This is a genomic window from Zhongshania marina, from assembly GCF_002915595.1.
In the GTDB taxonomy this organism is placed as follows: domain Bacteria; phylum Pseudomonadota; class Gammaproteobacteria; order Pseudomonadales; family Spongiibacteraceae; genus Spongiibacter; species Spongiibacter marinus_B.
In genome coordinates this window covers 98,058-119,781 of record NZ_PQGG01000009.1, presented here as the reverse complement: position 1 = coordinate 119,781, position 21,724 = coordinate 98,058, and the positions used below count along the sequence as shown (strand labels likewise).

18 protein-coding genes and 1 tRNA gene are annotated in these 21,724 nt (G+C 47.2%); 13 read left to right on the top strand and 6 right to left on the bottom strand.

Annotated features, from left to right (window positions below; genetic code table 11):
- Positions 1-84 precede the first annotated feature (84 nt).
- From rfbC to C0068_RS04175, 7 genes are all read left to right on the top strand, one after another.
- Entirely contained in the window at positions 85-624 is a 540-nt protein-coding gene (gene rfbC / locus C0068_RS04205) for a dTDP-4-dehydrorhamnose 3,5-epimerase (protein WP_103683243.1), read from the top strand.
- On the top strand, positions 621-1,556 hold the full coding sequence (gene rfbD / locus C0068_RS04200) for a dTDP-4-dehydrorhamnose reductase (protein ID WP_233208731.1): 936 nt from the start codon (positions 621-623) through the stop codon (positions 1,554-1,556). Before rfbC ends, rfbD begins: the two co-directional genes overlap by 4 nt.
- A 38-nt stretch (positions 1,557-1,594) precedes the next feature.
- Positions 1,595-2,389, top strand: coding sequence for a glycosyltransferase family 2 protein (locus C0068_RS04195; RefSeq protein ID WP_103683242.1), 795 nt, complete (start codon positions 1,595-1,597; stop codon positions 2,387-2,389).
- A gap of 155 nt (positions 2,390-2,544) precedes the next feature.
- Positions 2,545-3,507, top strand: a complete 963-nt coding sequence (locus C0068_RS04190) for a glycosyltransferase family 2 protein (protein ID WP_103683241.1) — start codon at positions 2,545-2,547, stop codon at positions 3,505-3,507.
- Between the two features lie 109 nt (positions 3,508-3,616).
- Positions 3,617-4,561, top strand: a complete 945-nt coding sequence (locus C0068_RS04185) for a glycosyltransferase family 2 protein (RefSeq protein WP_103683240.1) — start codon at positions 3,617-3,619, stop codon at positions 4,559-4,561.
- Positions 4,562-4,729: 168 nt separating this feature from the next.
- Positions 4,730-6,721 (top strand): acyltransferase family protein, encoded by a 1,992-nt coding sequence (locus tag C0068_RS04180; protein WP_103683239.1) that lies wholly within the window; start codon positions 4,730-4,732, stop codon positions 6,719-6,721.
- Between the two features lie 56 nt (positions 6,722-6,777).
- The gene (locus tag C0068_RS04175) at positions 6,778-7,812 is read left to right on the top strand and encodes a hypothetical protein (protein WP_103683238.1); all 1,035 of its coding nucleotides are present in this window, start codon (positions 6,778-6,780) and stop codon (positions 7,810-7,812) included.
- Between the two features lie 24 nt (positions 7,813-7,836).
- On the opposite strand, the gene glf is transcribed toward C0068_RS04175, so the two are convergent.
- Entirely contained in the window at positions 7,837-8,931 is a 1,095-nt protein-coding gene (glf, locus tag C0068_RS04170; protein WP_103683237.1) for a UDP-galactopyranose mutase, read from the bottom strand.
- A gap of 231 nt (positions 8,932-9,162) precedes the next feature.
- Between glf and C0068_RS04165 the strand changes: the two genes are divergently transcribed.
- Both C0068_RS04165 and C0068_RS04160 read left to right on the top strand, forming a co-directional pair.
- On the top strand, positions 9,163-10,656 hold the full coding sequence (locus tag C0068_RS04165) for a SulP family inorganic anion transporter (protein WP_103683236.1): 1,494 nt from the start codon (positions 9,163-9,165) through the stop codon (positions 10,654-10,656).
- Positions 10,656-11,507, top strand: coding sequence for a universal stress protein (locus C0068_RS04160; RefSeq protein ID WP_103683235.1), 852 nt, complete (start codon positions 10,656-10,658; stop codon positions 11,505-11,507). The genes C0068_RS04165 and C0068_RS04160 overlap by 1 nt, the downstream gene beginning before the upstream one ends.
- Before the next feature lie 68 nt (positions 11,508-11,575).
- Here the strand turns inward: C0068_RS04160 and C0068_RS04155 are convergent, their stop codons facing one another.
- From C0068_RS04155 to C0068_RS04145, 3 genes are all read right to left on the bottom strand, one after another.
- Complete coding sequence (locus tag C0068_RS04155; protein ID WP_158249910.1) at positions 11,576-13,513, bottom strand: acyltransferase family protein; 1,938 nt, start codon at positions 13,511-13,513, stop codon at positions 11,576-11,578.
- Between the two features lie 136 nt (positions 13,514-13,649).
- Positions 13,650-13,726 (bottom strand) — tRNA-Met (locus tag C0068_RS04150).
- 183 nt (positions 13,727-13,909) lie between these two features.
- A complete protein-coding gene (locus C0068_RS04145; RefSeq protein WP_199176107.1) occupies positions 13,910-14,173 on the bottom strand; it encodes a hypothetical protein in 264 nt (87 codons plus the stop codon).
- Positions 14,174-14,541: 368 nt separating this feature from the next.
- On the opposite strand from C0068_RS04145, the gene C0068_RS04140 reads away from it, so the two are divergent.
- The 4 genes from C0068_RS04140 (at position 14,542) to pta (ending at position 18,172) form a co-directional block, all read left to right on the top strand.
- Positions 14,542-15,330 (top strand): enoyl-CoA hydratase/isomerase family protein, encoded by a 789-nt coding sequence (locus C0068_RS04140; protein ID WP_103683233.1) that lies wholly within the window; start codon positions 14,542-14,544, stop codon positions 15,328-15,330.
- A 54-nt stretch (positions 15,331-15,384) separates the two neighbouring features.
- Entirely contained in the window at positions 15,385-16,755 is a 1,371-nt protein-coding gene (locus C0068_RS04135; RefSeq protein ID WP_103683232.1) for an acyclic terpene utilization AtuA family protein, read from the top strand.
- A 1-nt stretch (position 16,756) separates the two neighbouring features.
- Entirely contained in the window at positions 16,757-17,089 is a 333-nt protein-coding gene (locus tag C0068_RS04130) for an AtuA-related protein (protein WP_103683231.1), read from the top strand.
- 108 nt (positions 17,090-17,197) lie between these two features.
- Positions 17,198-18,172, top strand: coding sequence for a phosphate acetyltransferase (gene pta / locus C0068_RS04125; RefSeq protein WP_103683230.1), 975 nt, complete (start codon positions 17,198-17,200; stop codon positions 18,170-18,172).
- 209 nt (positions 18,173-18,381) lie between these two features.
- Here the strand turns inward: pta and C0068_RS04120 are convergent, their stop codons facing one another.
- Together C0068_RS04120 and acs are read right to left on the bottom strand one after the other, a co-directional pair.
- The gene (locus C0068_RS04120) at positions 18,382-19,614 is read right to left on the bottom strand and encodes a DUF3047 domain-containing protein (RefSeq protein ID WP_103683229.1); all 1,233 of its coding nucleotides are present in this window, start codon (positions 19,612-19,614) and stop codon (positions 18,382-18,384) included.
- 124 nt (positions 19,615-19,738) lie between these two features.
- Positions 19,739-21,679 carry an acetate--CoA ligase gene (acs, locus tag C0068_RS04115; protein WP_103683228.1) on the bottom strand — a complete coding sequence of 647 codons (1,941 nt, stop codon included), beginning with the start codon at positions 21,677-21,679 and terminating at the stop codon, positions 19,739-19,741.
- Positions 21,680-21,724: the final 45 nt, after the last annotated feature.

The window sequence follows — 21,724 nt, the reverse complement described above, 5'->3', positions numbered from 1 at the left end:
AAGACCGGCTACGGCCAATATTTACTGCGCGTAGCCGACGGCTACAAATAAACGCAACACCATATAGACGGATACCAACAGTAAATGAATGTCATCCAAACCAAGCTAAAAGACTGCGTGATTATTGAGCCCAAGATCTTTGGCGATCATCGCGGTTTTTTCTTAGAAACCTTTCAGGCAGAACGCTATCGGGAGATGGCGGGTATTACACTGCCATTTGTACAAGACAATCACTCGCGCTCAGCAAAGGGTGTGCTGCGTGGCCTGCATTTTCAACAAACCAAACCCCAAGGCAAATTGGTGCGGGTGGTGAGTGGTGAGGTTTACGACGTGGCGGTGGATATCCGCCAAGATTCCCCCAGCTTTGGGCAGTGGGAAGGTGTGTTGCTGTCTGAGGAGAACAAGCGCCAGTTTTGGGTGCCGCCGGGTTTTGCCCACGGCTTTGTGGTGCTTAGCGACACCGCAGATTTTGAATACAAGTGCACTGACTATTACGACCCCAGCGATGAGGGTAGTTTAATCTGGAATGATCCGGCTCTGGCAATCACTTGGCCGCTGAATAATCCGACCTTGTCCGACAAAGACAGCAAAGCCCCCACCTTTGCAGAGCTATTTCAGCAATGAGTGAGCAAAGCAGCATACAAACAGAAATGCATTTACTTGTTACCGGTGCCAACGGCCAATTGGGCCAATGCTTGGCGGATCGGCTAAACAAACAGAACATCCCCCATACCTTATTGTCCCGCCAAGATGCCAACATCAACGACACCGTTGTGCTAGAAAAGCTCGTGGCTGATAAGTGCGTCACTGCGATCATCAACGCCGCCGCCTATACTGCGGTGGACAAAGCGGAGTCTGAGCCCGAGTTAGCAAAGCGGGTGAATGAAGACGGGCCGATGGCGCTGGCCAAATTGTGCAGCCGATTTGATATCCCCTTGCTCCATGTCTCCACCGACTATGTGTTTGATGGCAATAAGCAAACACCCTATGTGGAGACGGATCAAACGGGCCCGACTGGGGTTTATGGCCAAACCAAGCTCAATGGCGAGATCGCCGTACAGCGTCATTGCCGAAAACACATCATATTGCGCACGGCGTGGGTGTTTAGTGAGTATGGCGATAACTTTTTGAAGACGATGCTGCGCCTTGCGAAGGAGCGTGACACTCTCGGAGTGGTAGGTGATCAGATTGGTTGTCCAACTTATGCGGGTGATATCGCTGAGGCCCTTATTAGTATTGCTCAGCAATTGCATAAGGCTGAGCAAAATAAAAGCGGGACGAAAGCCCACTATGGCGTTTATCATTACGCCGGCAATGAGGCGGTGAGCTGGTATCGGTTTGCAGAGGCAATATTTGCGGTGGCGCAGCGGGCCGGTATTCTTGTAACGATACCCGTGCTAAATGAGATAAATACCGCTGCGTACCCGACGCCAGCAAAGCGGCCAGGGTATTCGGTGCTCAGTAGCGCCAAGATTGAGGCGGATTACAATGTGCGGCCCAGCAATTGGCGGGCGGCCTGCGAAAGATTGAGCAATGGTTTGCTCCGAAAAGGATGAGATCGCGGAATGAAATTGGATTGGGATAGCTTGTGCTGATGCAGGATTTGCTAAATGAATTGACCTTGGTGACGGTGACTTATAATAGCGCCAAGGTTCTTCCTGCACATATAGCTTCTTTCCGTGACACGGCTAGCGCTGCAATGCCGCGTTGGATAGTCGTAGATAATGCGAGCACTGACGCGACAGACGAGATTGCTGCCGCAAATAGTGACTGCGTGGAAATGATCAAGTGCAAAGAGAACTTGGGCTTTGGCAGTGCTTGCAATATCGGGATTAAAGCAAGTAACACGCGCTATGTCATGGTATTGAATCCAGATACCCAGCTTTCTGAGGCGGCGATAGACCAGTTGCTTACAGAAATAAAGGCACACGGTGCGGCGATAGCAGGGCCCGCACTTCGTCCAGAGCAAGATACCTCGGTAGTTAAGGTGCCTTGGTTGGTCGGGGCGGTATTGCTGTTTGATACTCAGCTCATGGACTCGGTCGGCTATTTTGATGAGCAATTCTTTCTGTATGTGGAAGACGTTGATATATGCAAGCGAGCCAACGATGCGGGTTTAGATGTGATTCACTGCCGTCATATTAGTATCCCTCATATTGGCGGCGGTTCGACAGTGCGAACAAAAGCGGTTTATGAGTTTATTCATTTTCATCGTGGGCGGTCCTATGTGCTTTACGCGCAAAAGCATGGTTTGCCAGACGAGCATATAGAGCTCTATATGAAGAAAAATACCAAGCGCTGTGTAATAGCATTATTTAGTTTTGGGTTGGCGCGGTATCGTCGTGCGCGGGCTAAGTTGCGGGGAGCCAGATCGGTATTAAATGCCTAAGGCGTTGTACTGTTTACATGTGAGTTTGTATGCATCATTGCAAATAATAAAAATACGGGGATGTAGGTAGAGCTTAGATTTTACCTTGGTAGTAAAAAGCAGGTGTGCTTCCTTGCTTGTTACAGTATAGCTATCGAAAAAAGGGAAAGCCGATAGTGGATGGTCAGTATAAAGACAGCGCTCATCTAGACGGCGAACTAATATCTGTTGCTATGTGTACCTACAATGGTGAGAAATATTTAGCTGAACAGTTGGACTCTATTTTAGGCCAAAGTTATAGAAATCTTGAAATCATTATCGTTGATGATTGTTCCACAGATAATACCGTTAAACTCTTAACTGACTATGCAAGTCGGGATAGTCGTGTTTGCGTACTGCAAAATGAATCAAATTTAGGTTTTGTTCGGAATTTTGAAAAAGCAATAAATGCCTGTTCTGGACATTTAGTTGCGTTGGCTGATCAAGATGATATTTGGTTTCCCGACAAGTTGCGTCGTCTATCAGAAGAGATCGGTGATAACTGGCTAATCTATTCAAAAGTTGCCGTTGTAGATGCTAATGGTGTTGAGCAAAATGAAACATTTCCTAGGGTTAATCGTTTAGAAGGGCAGTGCGCCCTTTCATTAATCATGAATAATTGTGTCACGGGGCATGCATGTTTAATGCGGTGTGAGTTACTTCAAGTCGCCATGCTATTTATATCGGATATGCCGTATCACGACCAATGGCTCGCTATCGTTGCTGCGTCGCGGGGGAAATTGAAAGCAGGTGATGAGGTGCTCTCCTACTATAGAAAGCACAGCAGCAATGCGGTTATGCGATCAAAAACGAAGCGTAATATTTCTAAACGCGAGCATGTGGTTAGTAAATTCAAGGCGGTGAGCGAGTTTGTTGAGAAAGTATTGGAGAGTGGCATTCTCAATAGAAGTGAGCAGTATTTACTTGAAGAGTTTTCTGAAAAATATATTAAAAATGAGCGAGTTTTTTACAACTTTGAATTAAAACATTTTCTCTTAAAACATTCAGATACATTTCTCGGACTGTTCAACGGGCGAAAGCGCTATATTAAAAAAATGTGTCGTGGGAAGTGGTATTTTATATTGCTGCCTTTTTCGTAAATCGTGGTTTGACTTGGTTTGGTTTTCAAATATTTTTTTAATTAATTTGGCGTCGTAGTGATCGTTCAGGCGCATATTTTGTGATGATCTAGTTAGCGGTGGTTTGGTAATGATTTCCGAAAATGCAACGCCGAAAATATCAGTTGCGATGTGCACCTATAATGGTGAAAGATTTTTGGTAGAGCAGTTGGATTCCATATTGAATCAGACCTACCAAAATATTGAGTTGGTGATTGTTGATGATTGTTCAACTGATGGCACCGTAGCATTATTGGAAGGCTATGCTCAACGCGATCAGCGTATTCGCGTAATTCGCAATCATCAAAACTTAGGCTTTGTTCAAAATTTTGCAAAGGCTATGGGGGAGTGCCGTGGTGAGCTAATTGCTCTGGCGGATCAGGATGATATTTGGTTCCCTGAAAAGATCGCCTCTCTGTATCATGATATTGGCGACAATTGGCTGATCTACTCGCAGATAAGTCCTGTTGACTCTACAGGTAAGCTGTTGAATTTCAAATTTCCGAAAGTTAATCGCCTAGAAGGGCATTGTCCGCTTGCTTTGATGTTAAACAATTGTGTTACTGGTCACGCCAGTTTGCTCAGGAAAGAGATGTTGCCCCTTGCGATGCCGGCGATAAGTGATATGCCTTATCACGATCAGTGGTTGGCAATCGTGGCGTCGTCGAGGGGGAAGTTAAAGGCGAGTGATCAGGTGCTGTCATACTACCGCCAGCATGATAATAATGCGGTATGGAAAACAAAGGGCAAGCGAACAGAGGCGAAATATGTAAAGGCTCTGCGGGAGGTGGAGCGCGTTTGTAAATTTATGCGTAGCGTGCTGGATTCAGAGGTATTATTAGATAGTGACACGGCATTGCTACAAGAGTTTTATGCGTGTTACTCCCGCTATGACAAGGTGTTTTATAATTTTAAGCTGCGCCGCTTTCTTAAGCGACACGGTAATACTTTTCTTGCCTTGTTTCCGCAGCAGGAAAAATATCGGCGCAGAATTTGTCGCGGCAAATGGTATTTCATACTTGTGGCATTTTGGTGACGCCGCCTAGATTTTCTTAGTGGATTCCTCGAATTTATCCTGCCTGAGCGCGTTAGTTGCCTACCTTGTTAACTGCTAAACAGTTTTGCGAGTTTGTTCCTTTATTGTTGGTTTGTGGGGCTGTAAAATCGCCGGCTGTATAAATTTTGCTCTATATAAGGACAGGGGATGAAATTCCGCCCAGAAATCGATGGTTTGCGAGCATTTGCCGTCATATCCGCTGTTATATATCACGCCTTTCCCGGCGCCTTATCGGGTGGATATATTGGCGTCGACGTATTCTTCGTCATATCGGGGTATTTAATTACCAGTATCCTAATATCTGAGTTACAGGCGGAAAAGTTCAGTTTTAGTGAATTCTTTGGTCGTCGCGTTAGGCGTATTTTCCCCTCTCTAGTTTTTGTTTTGGCGATGACGAGTATCTTTGGCTGGTTTTTTATGCTGCCAGCGGAGTACAGTCAGCTTGGCAAGCATACTGCGGCGAGCGCAGTATTTATTCAGAACTTTGTGTTTTGGAGCGAGTCCGGTTATTTTGACCCCTCAGGTGAAACAAAGCTGTTACTGCATCTGTGGAGTTTGGCCGTTGAAGAACAATATTACCTTTTATGGCCTCTAGCCCTTTGGTTTGTGTGGCAGAAAAACGCCAGTATATTGAAACTAATGATTGGCGTTGCGGTATTCTCATTTATATTAAATATCGCCTTTGTCAGTGGTGAGACGGAGGCGGTTTTTTTCTGGCCTATTGGTCGATTTTGGGAATTATTGCTCGGCGCGGTTATGGCGTGGATGAGTATTTTTCGCAAAGAGTTTTTGGAATCTAGCAGACAAAAAATAGATCGCATTTTGGCGAGCACCCTGTTTCGCTATACCCCTTCGCTTGCCAATACCGGTGCTTATAATGTACTCAGTTTTACGGGAATAGCTTTGCTTTTTGGAGGTGTATTATTTCTTCCAGAAGGCATCGTTTATCCTGGCATTTGGGCATTGATACCCGTATTAGGATCGGCATTCGTCATTGCCGGCGGAGCAGAACCTTTGCTTAGCCGAGTTGTACTTTCTAATAAAGTTGCACTGTGGTTTGGGGCAGTCAGTTATCCTTTGTATTTGTGGCACTGGCCTTTGCTGTCATATGGAAATCTCGCTAACGCAGAGAGAGCTTCCGTTGTTTTTAGGGTGAGCGCTGTTCTTCTGTCAATATTTCTCGCGTGGTTCACCTATCATTTTGTTGAAAATCCCTTTCGGTTTGGTGCGTATAAAAAGCAAAAGATACAGGCGCTATGTCTTGGTTTAGTGCTTTTGGGCGGTTTCGGTTGGGTGAACTATAAGTTTGACGGCTTGGAGTTTCGCTTTCCTGCCAATGTTCGCCAATTTACAGACAATGTAGATTTTAAGTGGTCATCCTACGTGCAGGGAAATACCTGTTATTTAGAAGAAGCTGAATTACTGCTTCATGATCCCTCTTGCTACCAAGGGCGGGGTGAGGGGGTAAAAGTTGCGCTTTGGGGCGACTCTCACGGTGCAGCTTTGTATCCGGGGCTGAAGGCATTGTCGGAGCAGCATAATTTCGAGTTGATCCAGCTTACTCACGCGGCATGTCCCTCTTTATTCGGTGTGACATCGGGCTATAGAAAGGATTGTCCTGAAAATGCTGAGCAAGTATTACGAGAGCTATCGCAGGCGAAGCCGGACCTGATTATTCTGCATTCCTCGTGGAAGCACGATGATTACCCCTTGACCCCTGAAGAGCTCAGGGCGTCATTGGAGAATACGGTAGACCGGCTGAAAGCCACTCTTCCGGAAAGCAAACTTTTACTTATTGGGCCGGTGCCCCGTTGGCAGATTAGTCCGCAGCGAGAGTCATTTATCAATCTCGATAGGTTGAGCGGTAAGGTGTCAGAAATGCAGCCAGCAACTATGCTCAGAGATTATGAGGCAACAATTAAGAATGTGGCTCTAGAGCAGTCGATCGGTTTTATGTCGGCATTAGATGTATTCTGCAATGAACAAGGCGAGTGCTTAGCGCGGGTAGGGGATAAGCCTACGGACTTTACTGCGATTGATTACGGACATATTTCTAAGGCGGGGTCTGAATATTTTGCGACGCACATTGCTACAAATTTACTGGCTTATTTAGGTTTGCAGTCTGCGGAAAATCGCTAATTACAGTATGAGTTTGATTAATGATTCGGCTGCATGCCTGAACAAGGAGTTTGGAAATGACGGGCATGTTGATCGGCGATAGTGGCAATGTGAAGGTGTTTGTTGCTGCACCAGCTGGGCAGGCCTCCGGTGGGCCAGAGCTTTTGCAGCAACTGGTTTCCGCGCTTCGTAAGCGCGGGGTCGACGCATATATGTATTATTATCGCCGAGTTGAGGGAGCAGATCCGGTGCATGCTGAGTTTGCTCAGTATGAAAATCCTTATGTCGATGTGGTGGATGATCAGCGCCAGAATGTGCTTATTGTTCCTGAGACCAAAACGGATATTTTGCACGACTATTCTAATATTAAAAAAGTCGTTTGGTGGCTGAGCATCGATTTTTATTACGATGCTATGGGGTTTTCTATTTCTAAGCATGGCCCGCTATCGATTCCCTTGTTAAGAAAAATGATTCTGTTTGGTAAGTCGAGTAGAAAGAAGAAAAACTTTTTCTTTCGAGATAAGAGATATCATGACTATTACCATTTCGTCCAAAGCGAATATGCGGCAGAACATTTAAGAGCTAAAAATGTTGATAAAGATTGTGTGTTTTATCTTAGCGATTATTTAAATGCTGATTTTGTTACTTCTGGATTGACGGCGGTCGCAGAAGATAAAAAAGATATCGTTATATATAACCCAAAAAAGGGCTTTGAATTTACGTCGCAGCTCATTGCGTATTGTTCAGATATTGAATTTATTCCATTAGAAAATATGAGCCGCGCAGAGGTTGTTGAGTTGCTGCGGAAGGCTAAGGTCTACATCGATTTTGGTGAACATCCGGGTAAAGACCGAATTCCTAGAGAGGCATGTATTTCAGGCGCCTGCATTATTAGCGGCTTAAACGGCTCGGCTGGGAACGCGGTGGATCTTCCTATACCTGCAGGTTTTAAATTTGCCCGCGATCCGTCAAATTTGCCTGTGATTAGCGAAGAGATTCGTCGTTGCTTCGCTATGTATGAAGAGAAGACGGCATTGTTCGATGACTATCGTGAAAAAATTAGAGCCGAGGAAGCTCGTTTTTATCGGGATGTTGAGGCGATATTTTCCTAGCTGCCAAATTCTTTGGGCAGTGGTTTACGGCATTTCTTTAAGGTCTTTTAGGGCCGCCCCTAATATTTGATGCATATCATAGTAGCGATATTCGGCGAGTCTTCCGCCAAAGAATATCTTGTCTTCATTTTTTGTTAGGGCTTTGTACTGCCGATATAAGCTGTCGTTTTTCTCATCATTGATCGGGTAATAGGGTTCCATGCCCTCCGTCCACTCCGCCGGATATTCCTTTGTAATAATGGAAACGGCTGTGTCCACAGGATCAAAATGTTTGTGTTCAATAATTCTCGTGTAAGGAACCTCATTTCCGGTGTAGTTAATAACGGCATTGCCTTGGAAGTTTGCGGTCTCAACAAGCTCAGATTCAAAGCGAAGGCTGCGGTACTCCAGCTTTCCAAATCGGTAGCCGTAGTATTGATCAATGGCGCCGGTGTATATGTGGTATTTAGCGAGCTTATCTAATTCCAATTTGTGTTCGAAGTAATCGGTATTTAAGCGCACATCTATGCCGTCTAGCATTTTGTCGATAATTTGCGTGTAGCCGCCAATGGGGATGCCTTGATAGCGATCATTAAAGTAGTTGTTGTCGTAGGTGAAGCGGACTGGTAATCGCTTAATGATGAATGCGGGAAGTTCCTTGGCGGGGCGACCCCACTGCTTTTCGGTGTATCCCTTGATCAAGATATTGTAAATATCTTCACCGACTAGACTGATGGCCTGCTCTTCTAAATTACTCGGGGTTTTGCCGTTTAATATTGCCTGCTGTTCCGCTATTTTTCTTTCCGCCTCGGCAGGAGTTCTTGTGCCCCACAGTTGATAGAAGGTATTCATATTAAAAGGAAGGTTGAAAAGCCTTCCCTGGTAATTCGCTACGGGACTATTGGTGTAGCGATTAAACTCGGCAAATTGATTTATATAGTCCCAGATGGGCTTATTATTGGTGTGAAAAATGTGTGCGCCATATTTGTGAACATGGATTTTGTGCTGGCATTCCGTGAAGATGTTTCCGCCAATATGCGCGCGCTTTTCGACGACGAGGACCTTTTTGCCGCGTTTTTTAAGCTCGTGAGCGCAGGTTGAGCCATAGAGGCCGCTACCTACAATAAGATAATCGTACATATGGGATCTCGCATTATTGCCATTTGCTTCTTAATTGGCGCAAATTTTATGGGCGTAATATAGCATTTTGTCGGCTTAGCCTGCAGTGCGGTGGCATTTATTAAGTCTTATTTTCTATAAGTGCGCAGAGCTCGGTGTATTTGGCTATGGATGGAGGGGGGAGTTATAGGGTGTATAATGCCGCCTTTTACACAAAACCGTTTGTGTTTACTCATACATTTCAGGTTATCTATGCTTTTGCTTTCAAAGAAAGAAGATTGGTTGGGAAATATCCGAGGGGATATTCTTGCGGGTTTGGTTGTTGCTCTGGCTTTAATACCGGAGGCAATTGCCTTTTCGATTATCGCAGGTGTTGATCCTAAAATCGGTTTGTACGCCTCATTTTGTATTGCCGTAGTGACGGCCATTGTTGGTGGTCGCCCTGGGATGATCTCAGCGGCGACTGGCGCCATGGCCCTGTTGATGGTGACCTTAGTAAAGGATCATGGTCTGCAGTATTTGTTGGCGGCGACCTTGCTGACCGGTGCCTTGCAGATTGTGGCGGGCTATTTAAAGCTGGGGCAATTGATGAGCTTTGTGTCGCGCTCGGTGGTCACGGGCTTTGTAAACGCTTTGGCGATATTGATATTTATGGCGCAGTTGCCAGAGTTAACCAATGTTACTTGGCATGTTTATGCTATGACAGCGGCGGGTTTGGGTGTGATTTATTTATTCCCGCTACTGCCGGTGGTGGGCAAAATCATTCCGTCGCCGCTTGTATGTATTCTTACCCTCACAGCGGTGAGTTTAATGATTGGGCTTGATATTCGCACCGTAGGGGATATGGGCGAACTACCCGATACATTACCGATTTTCTTGTGGCCGGATGTGCCGCTCAATTTTGAAACCCTGAGTATTATTTTCCCCTATGCTGCGGCTATGGCGGTTGTTGGTTTATTAGAATCTTTGATGACGGCAACTATCGTCGATGACTTAACTGATACCGGAAGCGACAAGAACAGAGAGTGCAAGGGGCAGGGTATCGCCAATATCTTCTCTGGATTGCTGGGTGGTATGGCGGGCTGCGCGATGATTGGCCAGTCTGTTATTAATGTGAAATCAGGTGGTAGGGGTCGCTTGTCTACCTTCTTCGCCGGTGCCATGCTGCTCACAATGGTCGTGTTTTTGAGTGACTGGGTGTCGCTTATTCCGATGGCAGCCTTGGTTGCGGTGATGATTATGGTATCTATCGGAACTTTTAATTGGAGTTCCGTAACTGGGCTGAAGAGCAATCCCTTGTCTGCAAATATCATTATGTTAGCGACAGTGGCGGTTGTGGTGTGGACGCATAACCTCGCCTATGGTGTGTTTGTAGGGGTGTTGCTGGGCTCCTTATTCTTTGCCAATAAGGTGAGTCACTTTATGTATGTGAGCAAAGAACTCAGTGCCGACGGAAATACACGCACCTATCATGTGGTGGGGCAGGTGTTCTTTAATTCGGCGGAGCGCTTCAATGCGGGCTTCGATTTTAAAGAAGCGGTTGATAAGGTTGTGATTGATTTAAGTCGCGCGCATTTTTGGGATATTTCCGCAGTGGGTGCTTTGGATAAGGTCGTTATTAAATTTAGGCGCGAAGGTGCCGACGTTGAGCTGATTGGTTTGAATGACGCTAGCGAAACAATAGTTGATCGCTTTGGCATTCACGATAAACCCGAAGAGATTGAAAAAGTACTGGGAGGCCACTAATGAATAATAATTACGTGTTGGCATGTATTGATGGCGCGAGTCTTAGCACTGCGGTGTGTGATTATGCAGCCTGGGTGTCGCAAAGAACGGGCGCAGCGCTAAAGTTACTCCATAATATTGAGCATCGTCCTCAGGCGGCGGTTGCTGATCTGAGCGGTAGTATTGGCTTGGGAAGTCAGGAAGACTTGCTAGAAGAATTGACCCGAGTAGAGCAGCAGCGCAATCGATTGCTAATGCAGAAGGGTAAATTAATGCTTGAAGCCGCCCAGCAACGCGCTGTGCAAGCCGGTGTTGCCGGCGCCGAAGTTTGGCAGCAACACGGTAGCTTGCAGGAGTCGCTTGTTGAGTTGGAAGAGAATATCCGCGTGCTGGTGATGGGGGTGCGTGGCGAAGAGCATCGCGAGGGGCAATTGGGAGCGCATTTAGAAACGGTTATTCGCGCGCTGCACAAACCAGTTCTAGTGGTGAACTCACCGTTTGCTGTGCCTAAGAAAGTTATGCTGGCCTATGATGGCCACGATGCCTCACGAAAGGCCTTGGATATGGTGGCTTCAAGCCCTGTATTCAAAGATATTCCCTGTCATTTGGTTTATGTTGGTGACGAGGCAGTCGCGTCTGGTGTGCTGAATGAGGCGGCGACGGTCTTGGCGGTGGCGGGTATTTCTCATGAGCTAGTTAATTTACCTAAGGGTAAAAGTGACGAACAGCTTTGCCAGTATCAGGCAGAGAATGATATCGACCTAACTGTCATGGGCGCTTACAGCCACCATCCTTTGCGCGGCATGTTGCTAGGGAGTTTAACTGCCAAGATGCTGCATAAGACTGCGCGGCCACTGCTGCTACTGCGCTAGAATTATATTGCGGCGCTTTTCCTTAGCTCATTTGTTAGTGGCTTATGTGTGGTGCTAGGGCAGTCTGATTACTGCCCTTGTTGATCGAGCCAAAATGCAAAATCTATCCCGTAATACTCACTACCATAAAGGCTGAGGTGATCTGAATCGCGGTATAGCGTGTGTCCGTCGCGTAAAATGCTGCACTGCTTATTTTTGCAAAAAAGACCAATCGGGTCGTAAATACGGATATTCGTATAACGGGCGGCCAATTTTTCCAATTGGTCGCGGTGAATGAGTTGTCTTGTCAGTACATCTTTTTCTAAAAAATTGCAGCTAATTCTTCCTGTTATGCAGTCAACTGGGAAGAAAGTTAGCTCGGGTGTGTCAATTGTAATAACCGTCTTTATGTCCAGTTTTTGCAGGAATTTAAGCGTTCTTTCTAAGCCTGCATAGAATGTATCTACTCTACTCAATAGTGGGTCGTCGATGTCCTCGATTACTGCGTCTAAAGGGCTATGTTTGCTTTGAACATGGTCTGCAGCTACAAAGCTGTCTAAGGGGTAGGCGTGAGAAAAAGACAGTACTACAAGCTCTATCTGTGTTTGGCTTTCTAGATAAGCGAATATTTTCTTTAATCGCTCGGTGCATGTTATCCCATTGGCCGCCTCGAAGTTTACCCCGATAATGGGCGGACAAGCTGGGTTTCCGATCAAGCGCCATTGATATTGATTTAGTGCTTTGGCAATGCCATAAAATTTATCATCTGCATGGCTATCACCAATCAGCAGAGCGTTAGGTTTGTCACTTGTGCCATGACAATAGTCGAGGGTTGGGGTGGTTTTGCTTAGTGCCTCGGGGCATTCTATATAGCCAAGGCGACTGCTGTTGTAGGCTAAATCTTTAAATAACGTCTTATTGCGCTTTTTCGCAAAACCATCAGATGCATTACCCATAATTCCAAAAGTGCATACGCTGATGATCGCGACACTTGTCAGCCAAAAAAACCTACTTCGATTGATTCGGGTTCTCGATCGAAATGGCTGTTCAACGTACCGCCACGATAAATAAGCTAGGATTATTGTTACGCAAATTAAGACAATATAGGTGACCGTGTTTTGCTCTACCGTTGCATGCCGGTAAAAAGCCAATATTGGTTGGTGCCATAGATAGGCGCTATAACTTACCAGGCCGAGGCCGACAAATACGCGTGTGCGGAGCAGTTTTGCTACATAGGTATCTTTATTCGCATAGATTAGAATCAGAACGGTCCCTAATATCGGTGCTAGTGCGTAAAGACTAGGGAAGGGCGTGTTTTCATCAAAGGCGAAAATTGACACGACGACTGCGGCTAGGCCGCTGAGGGCCAATGCGTTATTGCTTTTGCTCCCCTTACCTTGAACAATAAATGCAGTGAGTGCGCCGGCAAACAGCTCCCATACCCGTGTAGGGGTAAGATAGAAATTGGCTGTGGGGCTATGTCGCGACCCCCATTCGCTTAGCAATAGGCTTAGGGTCGCGAGTGTTGCAATAATCCAAAATAGGCGAGCTTTGCCAAATCGCCATAGCGATAATAAAAACAGCGGAAACAGCACGTAGTACTGTTCTTCAACAGCGAGGCTCCAAGTATGCAGCAGGGGCTTTAGTTCATTTGCGGAATCGAAATAGCCGCTTTTGAGCCAGAATAGAATATTGGAACTAAAACTACTAGTTGCTAATAAACTTTGGCTAAAGTCTTTCATCGCTTGTGGTGGCAACCATGCCCAAGCAAAAGGGATGCAGCACAGCATTACCAAAAGCAATGCGGGTAATATTCGCCGAGCGCGACGCTCGTAAAAGTCAAAGAGACTAAATTGCTGGTTTTCAATATCCTCAATGAGGAGGGTCGTAATAAGGTAGCCGCTAATTACAAAGAAAATGTCAACGCCAACAAATCCACCGCTGAACTGCTCAAACCCAGCATGGAATAGAATGACAGGGATAACGGCGAGGGCGCGCAAGCCGTCTATTTCTGCGCGATATTTCAAAATAGCATTCCTTTTATTGAATCGTCGCGATTGCTCATCAAGAAAGGGGCCAATTGTCATAGTCGTCACAAAGACCAGATACAACAGACAAAAAAAACGGCAAGCCAGTAAGTTACTGATTTGCCGTTTCTTTATTTGGTAGCGGGGGCAGGATTCGAACCTACGACCTTCGGGTTATGAGCCCGACGAGCTACCAGACTGCTCCACCCCGCAACTGATCTTTTGTCTTTTTCTCTAAGACAGGGCGCGCATTATAGGGAGGGATTATCGGCATTGCAACCGCTTCTCAAAGAGAAACCTAAAATAGCTGGCGTTTCCTGATGTTCGCTTAAATATCCTTCGATATCCGCTAGTGCGTTCCTCCCTGCGGTTTTAGTTATTAAGCCGCGCGGCGGTTTACCTTAGAGCGTCTGCTTCGCTTACCACTGGGCGATCAGTCTTTGTGCCGCGCATAATATTGCCTTCGGGTGTGGGGTTGCCATCGTAGTGAGCGAGCATGACGTGGTCGTCATGTACTTCTACCAGAACGCCTACAAATGGCATGTCCATCATTCCGCCGTCAACTCGGTAACTGACAAGGTCGCCGACTTTAAATGTATCTGGTTCAAAATTCAGGTCAAAGGGGCATTTATCGCCACCCTTGCTACTCATATTCATCATGATGTTGACTCCTAATTTTTAGTATTGGCCGCGATCAAAAAATAAGCCGCAATTATAGCAAGATTTTTAGTCATGATAGTAATTCCTCGTTGCGGAAGGGGTTAACGTTTGTGTCAGTCGAACCTGTTGTGCATCGCAGTGCTTGTAGATTGGTGTTTAGGTATGTTGCGCAACAGGTCTTCAAATATATAGCATGCTTACTGTATACTAGCAAAGTACATATCAGGCTCTATTGAGTTATGCTCAATAGCAATTTGGCAAACTCTTGTGATATGCTCTATTAATTAGATATAGAGAGCATTACTATAATCTCAATGAACATCAATAGTAGCGATCTTTAGATTGGCCACGCATTTAAAGGACAGGGCATGAGCGACAGTGTAATTCAGTATGATGTGAGCGAGGGCGGAATTGCCAACATCACTCTCAACCGGCCAGACATCCATAATGCCTTTGACGATACCGTTGTTGCAGCATTAACGGCGGCTTTTAAGCAAGCTGGCGATGACCCTGCTGTACGCGTTGTGGTACTGGCTTCAACCGGTAAGAGCTTTTGCGCCGGTGGCGATCTGAATTGGATGCGCCGTATGGCGACCTACACGTTTGAAGAGAATTTACGCGACTCAAATTTATTAGCCGAGATGCTCCGTACCTTAAATTACCTGCCCAAGCCGACCATTGCGCGGGTGCAGGGCGCAGCATACGGCGGTGGCGTTGGTTTGGTCGCCTGCTGCGATATGGCGGTAGCATCACCTGAGGCGGCATTTTGCTTGAGCGAGGTTAAGGTCGGCATGATTCCCGCCACAATTGCGCCCTACGTTGTGCGCGCTATAGGCCAACGCGCCTCGCGCCGTTACTTCACTACCGCTGAATTAATCAGTGCTGACAAGGCATTTACGCTGGGCTTGGTATCAGAAGTGGTCGCTAGTGATGAGTTAGATAATTGCATTGCAGGTATTACCAAAAGCCTACTCCGTAATGGTCCGCGTGGCGTGGGCGAGGCTAAGCGCTTAGTGCTGGATGTTGCTGACGGCGAAATCGATGCCGACATGATTGCCGACACTAGTCAGCGCATAGCTGAGACCCGTGGTTCAGATGAGGGCCGTGAGGGGCTGACCGCCTTTTTAGAAAAACGCAAACCGGCTTGGATTAAGTAGTCACTATAAAGCCATCAACATTTAACCCGATTAACACGCAAACAGGAACGTATTATGAGCCAAGATAAAACCGTGCTTATCGCCAATGGCCAAGGCTTTTGGGGTGACAGCCTCTTAGGTCCGCTGCGCCTGGTAGAAGAAGGCCCGCTGGATTACCTGACTTTGGATTATTTAGCTGAAGTCACCATGAGTATTATGCAAAAGCAAAAGTTGCGTAATCCCTCTGCAGGCTACGCCACTGACTTTGTGGAAATGCTGCGTCAAATCCTGCCTACCTGCCAAAAGAAAGGCATTAAAGTCATTGCTAACGCTGGTGGTGTTAACCCCAAAGGTTGTTTAGAAGCGATTCAAAGCGTCGTGAAAGAACTTGGCATGACCGGTATTAAAATTGGTATTGTTGAAGGCGACGATATTCTTGATCAAATCCCTGAGCTAATGGCATCGGGCGAGAAATTTAAAAACCTCGATAACGGCGCCGCAGTTGATTCCATTCTCGATAAAATGTCTAGCGCCAATGTTTACATCGGTGCCAAGCCTATTGTTGATGCATTGGCTCAGGGTGCTGACATTGTTGTTACTGGTCGTTCAACCGATCCGTCGCTGGTTGTTGCGCCGCTTATTCATGAGTTTGGCTGGTCAATGGAAGACTTTGACAAGCTAGCTGCAGGTACGGTGATGGGGCACATTCTAGAGTGTGGCGCCCAGTGTACAGGCGGTAACTATAACGACTGGCGCAACGTGCCTGATTTCGCTCGCATCGGCTACCCAGTAGTAGAAGCCAAGGCAGACGGCACTTTTGTTGTGACTAAGCACGAAGGCACCGGCGGCCTAGTGAATGTTGATACGGTTACGTCACAGCTGATGTATGAACTGGGCGACCCAGTTAACTATTTAGGGCCTGACTGCACCTCTGACTTCACCACGATCAAGCTTGAGCAAGATGGTGAAAACCGTGTTCGTGTTAGTGGCGTGAAGGGTTCTGCACCAACCCCAACGTATAAAGTGTCTATGTCATATGAAGACGGCTACAAGATTGTCGGCCAGCTGACTTACACCGGTCCAGACGCTATTGAGAAAGCCAATCTTGGCGCTTCAATCCTGTTCGAGCGCGTGGGCATGTACGGAAAACCCATTCCAGAAGCAGACCGCTTTGTAGAATTGTTCGGCACCAATGTTTGTTACAAGGGTATTGTGAAACAAGAGCAAGAGCCCAGCGAAGTACTGCTGCGCGTTGGCGCCAAAAGCCACGACAAAAAACTGCTTAACATTTTGGCTCGCGAACTAGCGCCGCTCATTACTAGCGGCCCTGTTGGGGTTACTGGCTTTGCTGCTGGTCGTCCACGCCCAACAGAGATTGTGGGCTACTGGCCTGCGTTGATCGACAAAACTAAAGTCACCACCCGCGTAATTGTGGAGGAAGTATAAAATGGCCCGTGTACAATTATTTGATGTAGCAATTGCTCGTTCAGGCGACAAAGGTGATGGCTCGAATGTTGGTATTAAAGCTCGCACGCCAGAGCTATATGAATTCCTTCGCGAGAATTTAACAACTGCTGTTGTTAAAGATCACTTCAAGGAAATTTGCTTTGGCGACGTGAAGCGTTACGAACTGCCAAACCTCCAAGTATTGAACTTCATTCTTGAAGATTCGCTAGGCGGCGGCGGTACAGAAACCTTAATCATGGATGCACAGGGTAAAGTACATAGCTTGGCGCTGCTGCACATGGAAATGGATATTCCTGACGCGCTGCTCGCCTAAACGCGAACACCACACAGGGTAACTTCATTCAGGCCGGTTTTCCGGCCTGAATGCTGTCTACCTATCCAAAGACGGCCCAAGCCATCACTAACCAATAAAGTGACCACTATGAGCGGAATACTCAGCGCCTTACATCAGCAAGCCAAACAAACGCCAATGCGGGTTATTTTGCCTGAGCATTACGACCCTCGGGTCATTGATGCCGCTACCACGCTAGCTGCAGAAAAACTCCTTACACCGATTTTAATCAACGTGGTTGAGGGCGGCGACGCGCCAGCAGGCGTTGAAGTTTTTGAGCAGCTTCCTGACGCCGAACATTGGCGCAGCAAAGCCATTGAGGCATTCACCACCGCCCGCGCCGCCAAGGGCATGACTATAGAGAAGGCGAGAGACGCGCTGCAAAATCCAGTCTTGCTTGCCGCCGTACTTATCAAAATCGGTTACGCCGATGCGGGTGTTGCTGGCTCAACGGCCACCACCGCCGATGTTTTGCGGGCGGGTATTCAGGGTTTGGGTTTAGAAGCAAACGCTAAACTAGTGTCCAGCTTTTTCCTGATGGAATTGAGCGACGGCAGAGTAGTAAGCTACGCCGACTGCGCCGTTATACCGGAGCCAAGCAGCGAAGAGTTAGCCGACATTGCCATCAGCAGTGCAGCGAGCTATCACCGCCTAACTAAAGATCAGCCCAAAGTTGCCATGTTGTCTTTCTCGACCAAAGGCTCTGCCAGCCACCCGCGCGTTGACAAAGTCACTGCGGCGTTAGCCCTCGCTAAAGAGCGAGCACCAGAACTCGATATTGATGGTGAACTACAGTTCGACGCAGCGTTTGTCCCCGCCATTGGCCAGCGCAAAGCGCCAGATTCAAGCGTGGCGGGCCAGGCAAATGTATTTGTATTTCCGAGCTTAGAAGCGGGGAATATCGCTTATAAAATTACCGAACGTATTGGTGGTGCAAAAGCCATTGGCCCCGTACTTCAGGGCCCGGCAAAACCGTGGATGGATTTGTCTCGCGGCTGCACGGCGGAGGACATCGTTGATGTCGCCGTCATCGCGGCGGTATTAGCGGCAACCAAAGCATCGTAATCAGCCTAGGTATTTGCCGGCTTGTGCTAAGGCATAAGTCGGCGCCATCTAACTAAACTAAAAATGCAGCTCTTTCTGTGTGATTTGCTTTTCCTATTTACCGCTTAGCTTGAACTCACTAAGCGGCCTTGATTTAAATATCCGCGATATAAATGCCTTCACATACCTCGCGACGCGGTGCTCTTTAGTATTCATAATTTAAATCGGGCTTATAGAATTTTTTGTTGGTGGCCGCGTTTACCAATAGAGATTTCGCGATAGGAACAGCGACCTTGGCCGCGCATAAATATCGTAGTGGCGATAAGCCATACATTAACGACGCGTGTAGCTGGGCCGTTGATGATGCTTTTGTAGTCGCTGTATATGTCGCGTTCTTCGTCTAGTGCCTTTCCTAATTGTTCTATTCCGCTACGTTGTACTACGTGGGTTTCTACCGCGTTCCAACCTGGAATTGGGCAGGCGAATACCTTTCCTACGGGTAATTGGCTGCTCCACATATAAGTGAGGTCTTTGCCGTCGTCAAACTCAACGGCAATTGATAAATAATCGTGATTGAGTAATTGGTCTTCACCAAGCATAGACGGTAGTTTCTCTACCACCCAACGCCAATTGAGTTTGAGGCCAGATTCAAGGTGCTGATTGGCCACGGGGTATTGAATAATGCCGACGTTTTTTTGCGCACAGCATTGGATGTGACCTTTGGGTGAGCTGGTGTAAATACTGCCATCTCCAAAGGCGAAATAGTTGTTCCAGCCTTCAGGCATCAGCTTTTCAGTCTCTTGGCGCTGAATTTCTAGTTTAAGTAAATTGTTAACGTCGCCGGCTGCGAACAATTTACTTAAGCCACTGGACGCGCTTTCGTTCCAGATAATGGCAATGCCGGTAATTTGGCCTTGCCCAGTTAGGTAGTGTTCTTCAGGAACCCAAAGGTCTCCATCAGGGCTTGCAAACTCGCCAACGGCTCTAGCGATTTCTAGCCTGCCGTCGCGATCTGAGCTTAAGGTGCCGGTATTTTGCATGGTGTTATAAATTGGGCTTGCGTGTGATTTACCCGCAACTCGTGCAAAAAACACAAAGCCCGGTTCAAGCCAGCGATTGTGCTCTTTGCTAAACCACCAGATTCCAGTAAGGAAGAAGGTGACTTGTTGGCCTGCTTTTATTGGCCCAAGTTTTTGTGTCCAAGGTAAGTTGTTTGGCGTAATGGTAAAGGCTTCGATGCTTTGAATATTGGCACTACTTTTTTTGGCCAGTGCATCAAATTGTGTGTGCAAATCCTTTGCTTCGGCCTGGTATGGCGGTAGCGATGACTGTTGCGCTTGCGCCATCGCGCAGGGACCAGCAATAAGTGGGGACGCTGCAAGATATTTGACAAATTGACGGCGCTCTCGATTCGGCTTAGGCGCGTTATTGCTTGTGAGTTCGTGCTGGTTTTTATTAGACATATTACTAGCCCCAATTTCTGATTTAAGTAAATGCCGGCTGAACTACTGGGCTGTAATAAGAACCTCAGCCGGCGATGGTATAGCTTCCCACCGTATATATTTACTTTGCATTGCTGCCTTGCAGTTAAGCGGTGATCGCTAATCGATCTTTAATTAAGGTATCAACCACGGTCGGGTCTGCGAGCGTGGAAATATCACCTAGCGAATCTATTTCGGATTCCGCTATCTTGCGTAGAATGCGTCGCATAATTTTTCCAGAACGGGTTTTCGGTAACCCAGCTGCCCATTGAATAACATCAGGCTTGGCGATGGGACCGATCTCTTGGCTACATAAGGCAACAAGTTCAGCGCGCAAATTATCGTCAACCTCGGCATTGTCCATCAAGGTGACGTAGCAATAAATACCCTGACCTTTGATGTCATGGGGAAAGCCAACCACAGCGGCTTCTGCTACTTTGGGGTGTAATACTAAGGCGCTTTCCACTTCTGCGGTGCCCATACGGTGGCCCGATACATTGAGCACATCATCTACGCGTCCGGTAATCCAATAATAGCCATCCGCATCGCGGGTGGCGCCGTCGCCGGTGAAATAATAGCCTTTGTAAGTGCTGAAATAGGTATCGATAAGCCTTTGATGATCACCGTAAATCGTTCGTATTTGACTGGGCCAAGACGACTTAACTACTAAGTAACCTGATCCCGCACCCTGCACTTCACTGCCGTCTTCATTAAGTAAGGCGAGTTGAACACCAAAAAAGGGAAAGCTTGCCGAGCCTGGTTTTAGGTCTGTTGCCCCCGGCAAGGCGGTGATCATGTGTGTGCCGGTTTCCGTCTGCCACCACGTGTCCACAATGGGGCAGCGCGAGTCGCCCACCACGCGGTGGTACCATTCCCATGCTTCTGGGTTTATAGGCTCGCCTACGGTGCCCAGCAAACGCAAGCTGCTTCTATCGTTGCGACTAACGTAGTCATCGCCCTGTGCTTGCAGTGCGCGAATCGCGGTGGGAGCCGTGTAAAAAATATTTACTTTATGCTTGTCGATAATTTCCCAGCAGCGGCCTGCATCGGGGTAGGTAGGTACACCTTCAAACATCAAACTGGTGGCGCCATTACAGAGCGGACCGTAAACAATATAAGTATGCCCTGTCACCCAGCCTACATCGGCGGTACACCAATAAACCTCGCCGTCACGGTAATCGAAGGTGTATTTAAAGGTCATCGCCGCCTGCAATAAATAGCCAGCGGTGGTATGCAGTACACCCTTGGGTTTCCCTGTCGAGCCAGAGGTATACAAAATAAATAGCGGATCTTCTGCGGCCATGGACTCTGGCGGACAGTCAGTACTCATACTGTTGACGGTCTCATGGTAATCGAGATCGCGGCCGTCGACCCAAGGAATATCTTTATTGCTGCACTTTACAACGAGGCAGCTGTGAACGTCTGGGCAGCTAAGAAGCGCCTTATCGACATTGGCCTTTAGAGAGGTATTCTTGCCACCACGGGTGCTTTCGTCGGCGGTAATAATTAACTGGCAATCAGAATCTATTATGCGATCTTTAAGCGCCTCAGGAGAGAAGCCACCAAAGACCACCGAGTGCACCGCACCAATACGCGCGCAGGCCAGCATCGCGTAGGCGGCTTGGGGAATCATCGGCAAATAAATACATACGCGGTCGCCCTTTTTTATGCCGCGAGATTTAAGGGTGTTGGCTAATTTGCAGACCTCGTCTTTTAGCGTTGCGTAACTGATATCGATACTTTCATCGGGGTTGTCGCCTTCCCATATTAGAGCAGTTTGGTTTGCTCGTTCAGCTAGATGACGGTCAATGCAGTTGTAGCTAACATTCAGTTCGGCGCCGCTAAACCATTGGGCTTGGCCCTTGCAAAAATTGTAGTCAACCACGCGATCCCATGTTTGATTCCAATCAAGAAATTCAGTTGCCATATCTGCCCAGAAGCCGCTTGGATCATCAATCGAGCGCTTATACATTTCTTGATATCTTTGTGGCGTGATGTGTGCGTCGCAAAAATTTGCGGGCACTTTGTATACGGGGACTTTAGACATGGTGGGCGTTCCATTTAAAAATTATGCTGCTAAGTGTTACTGTGC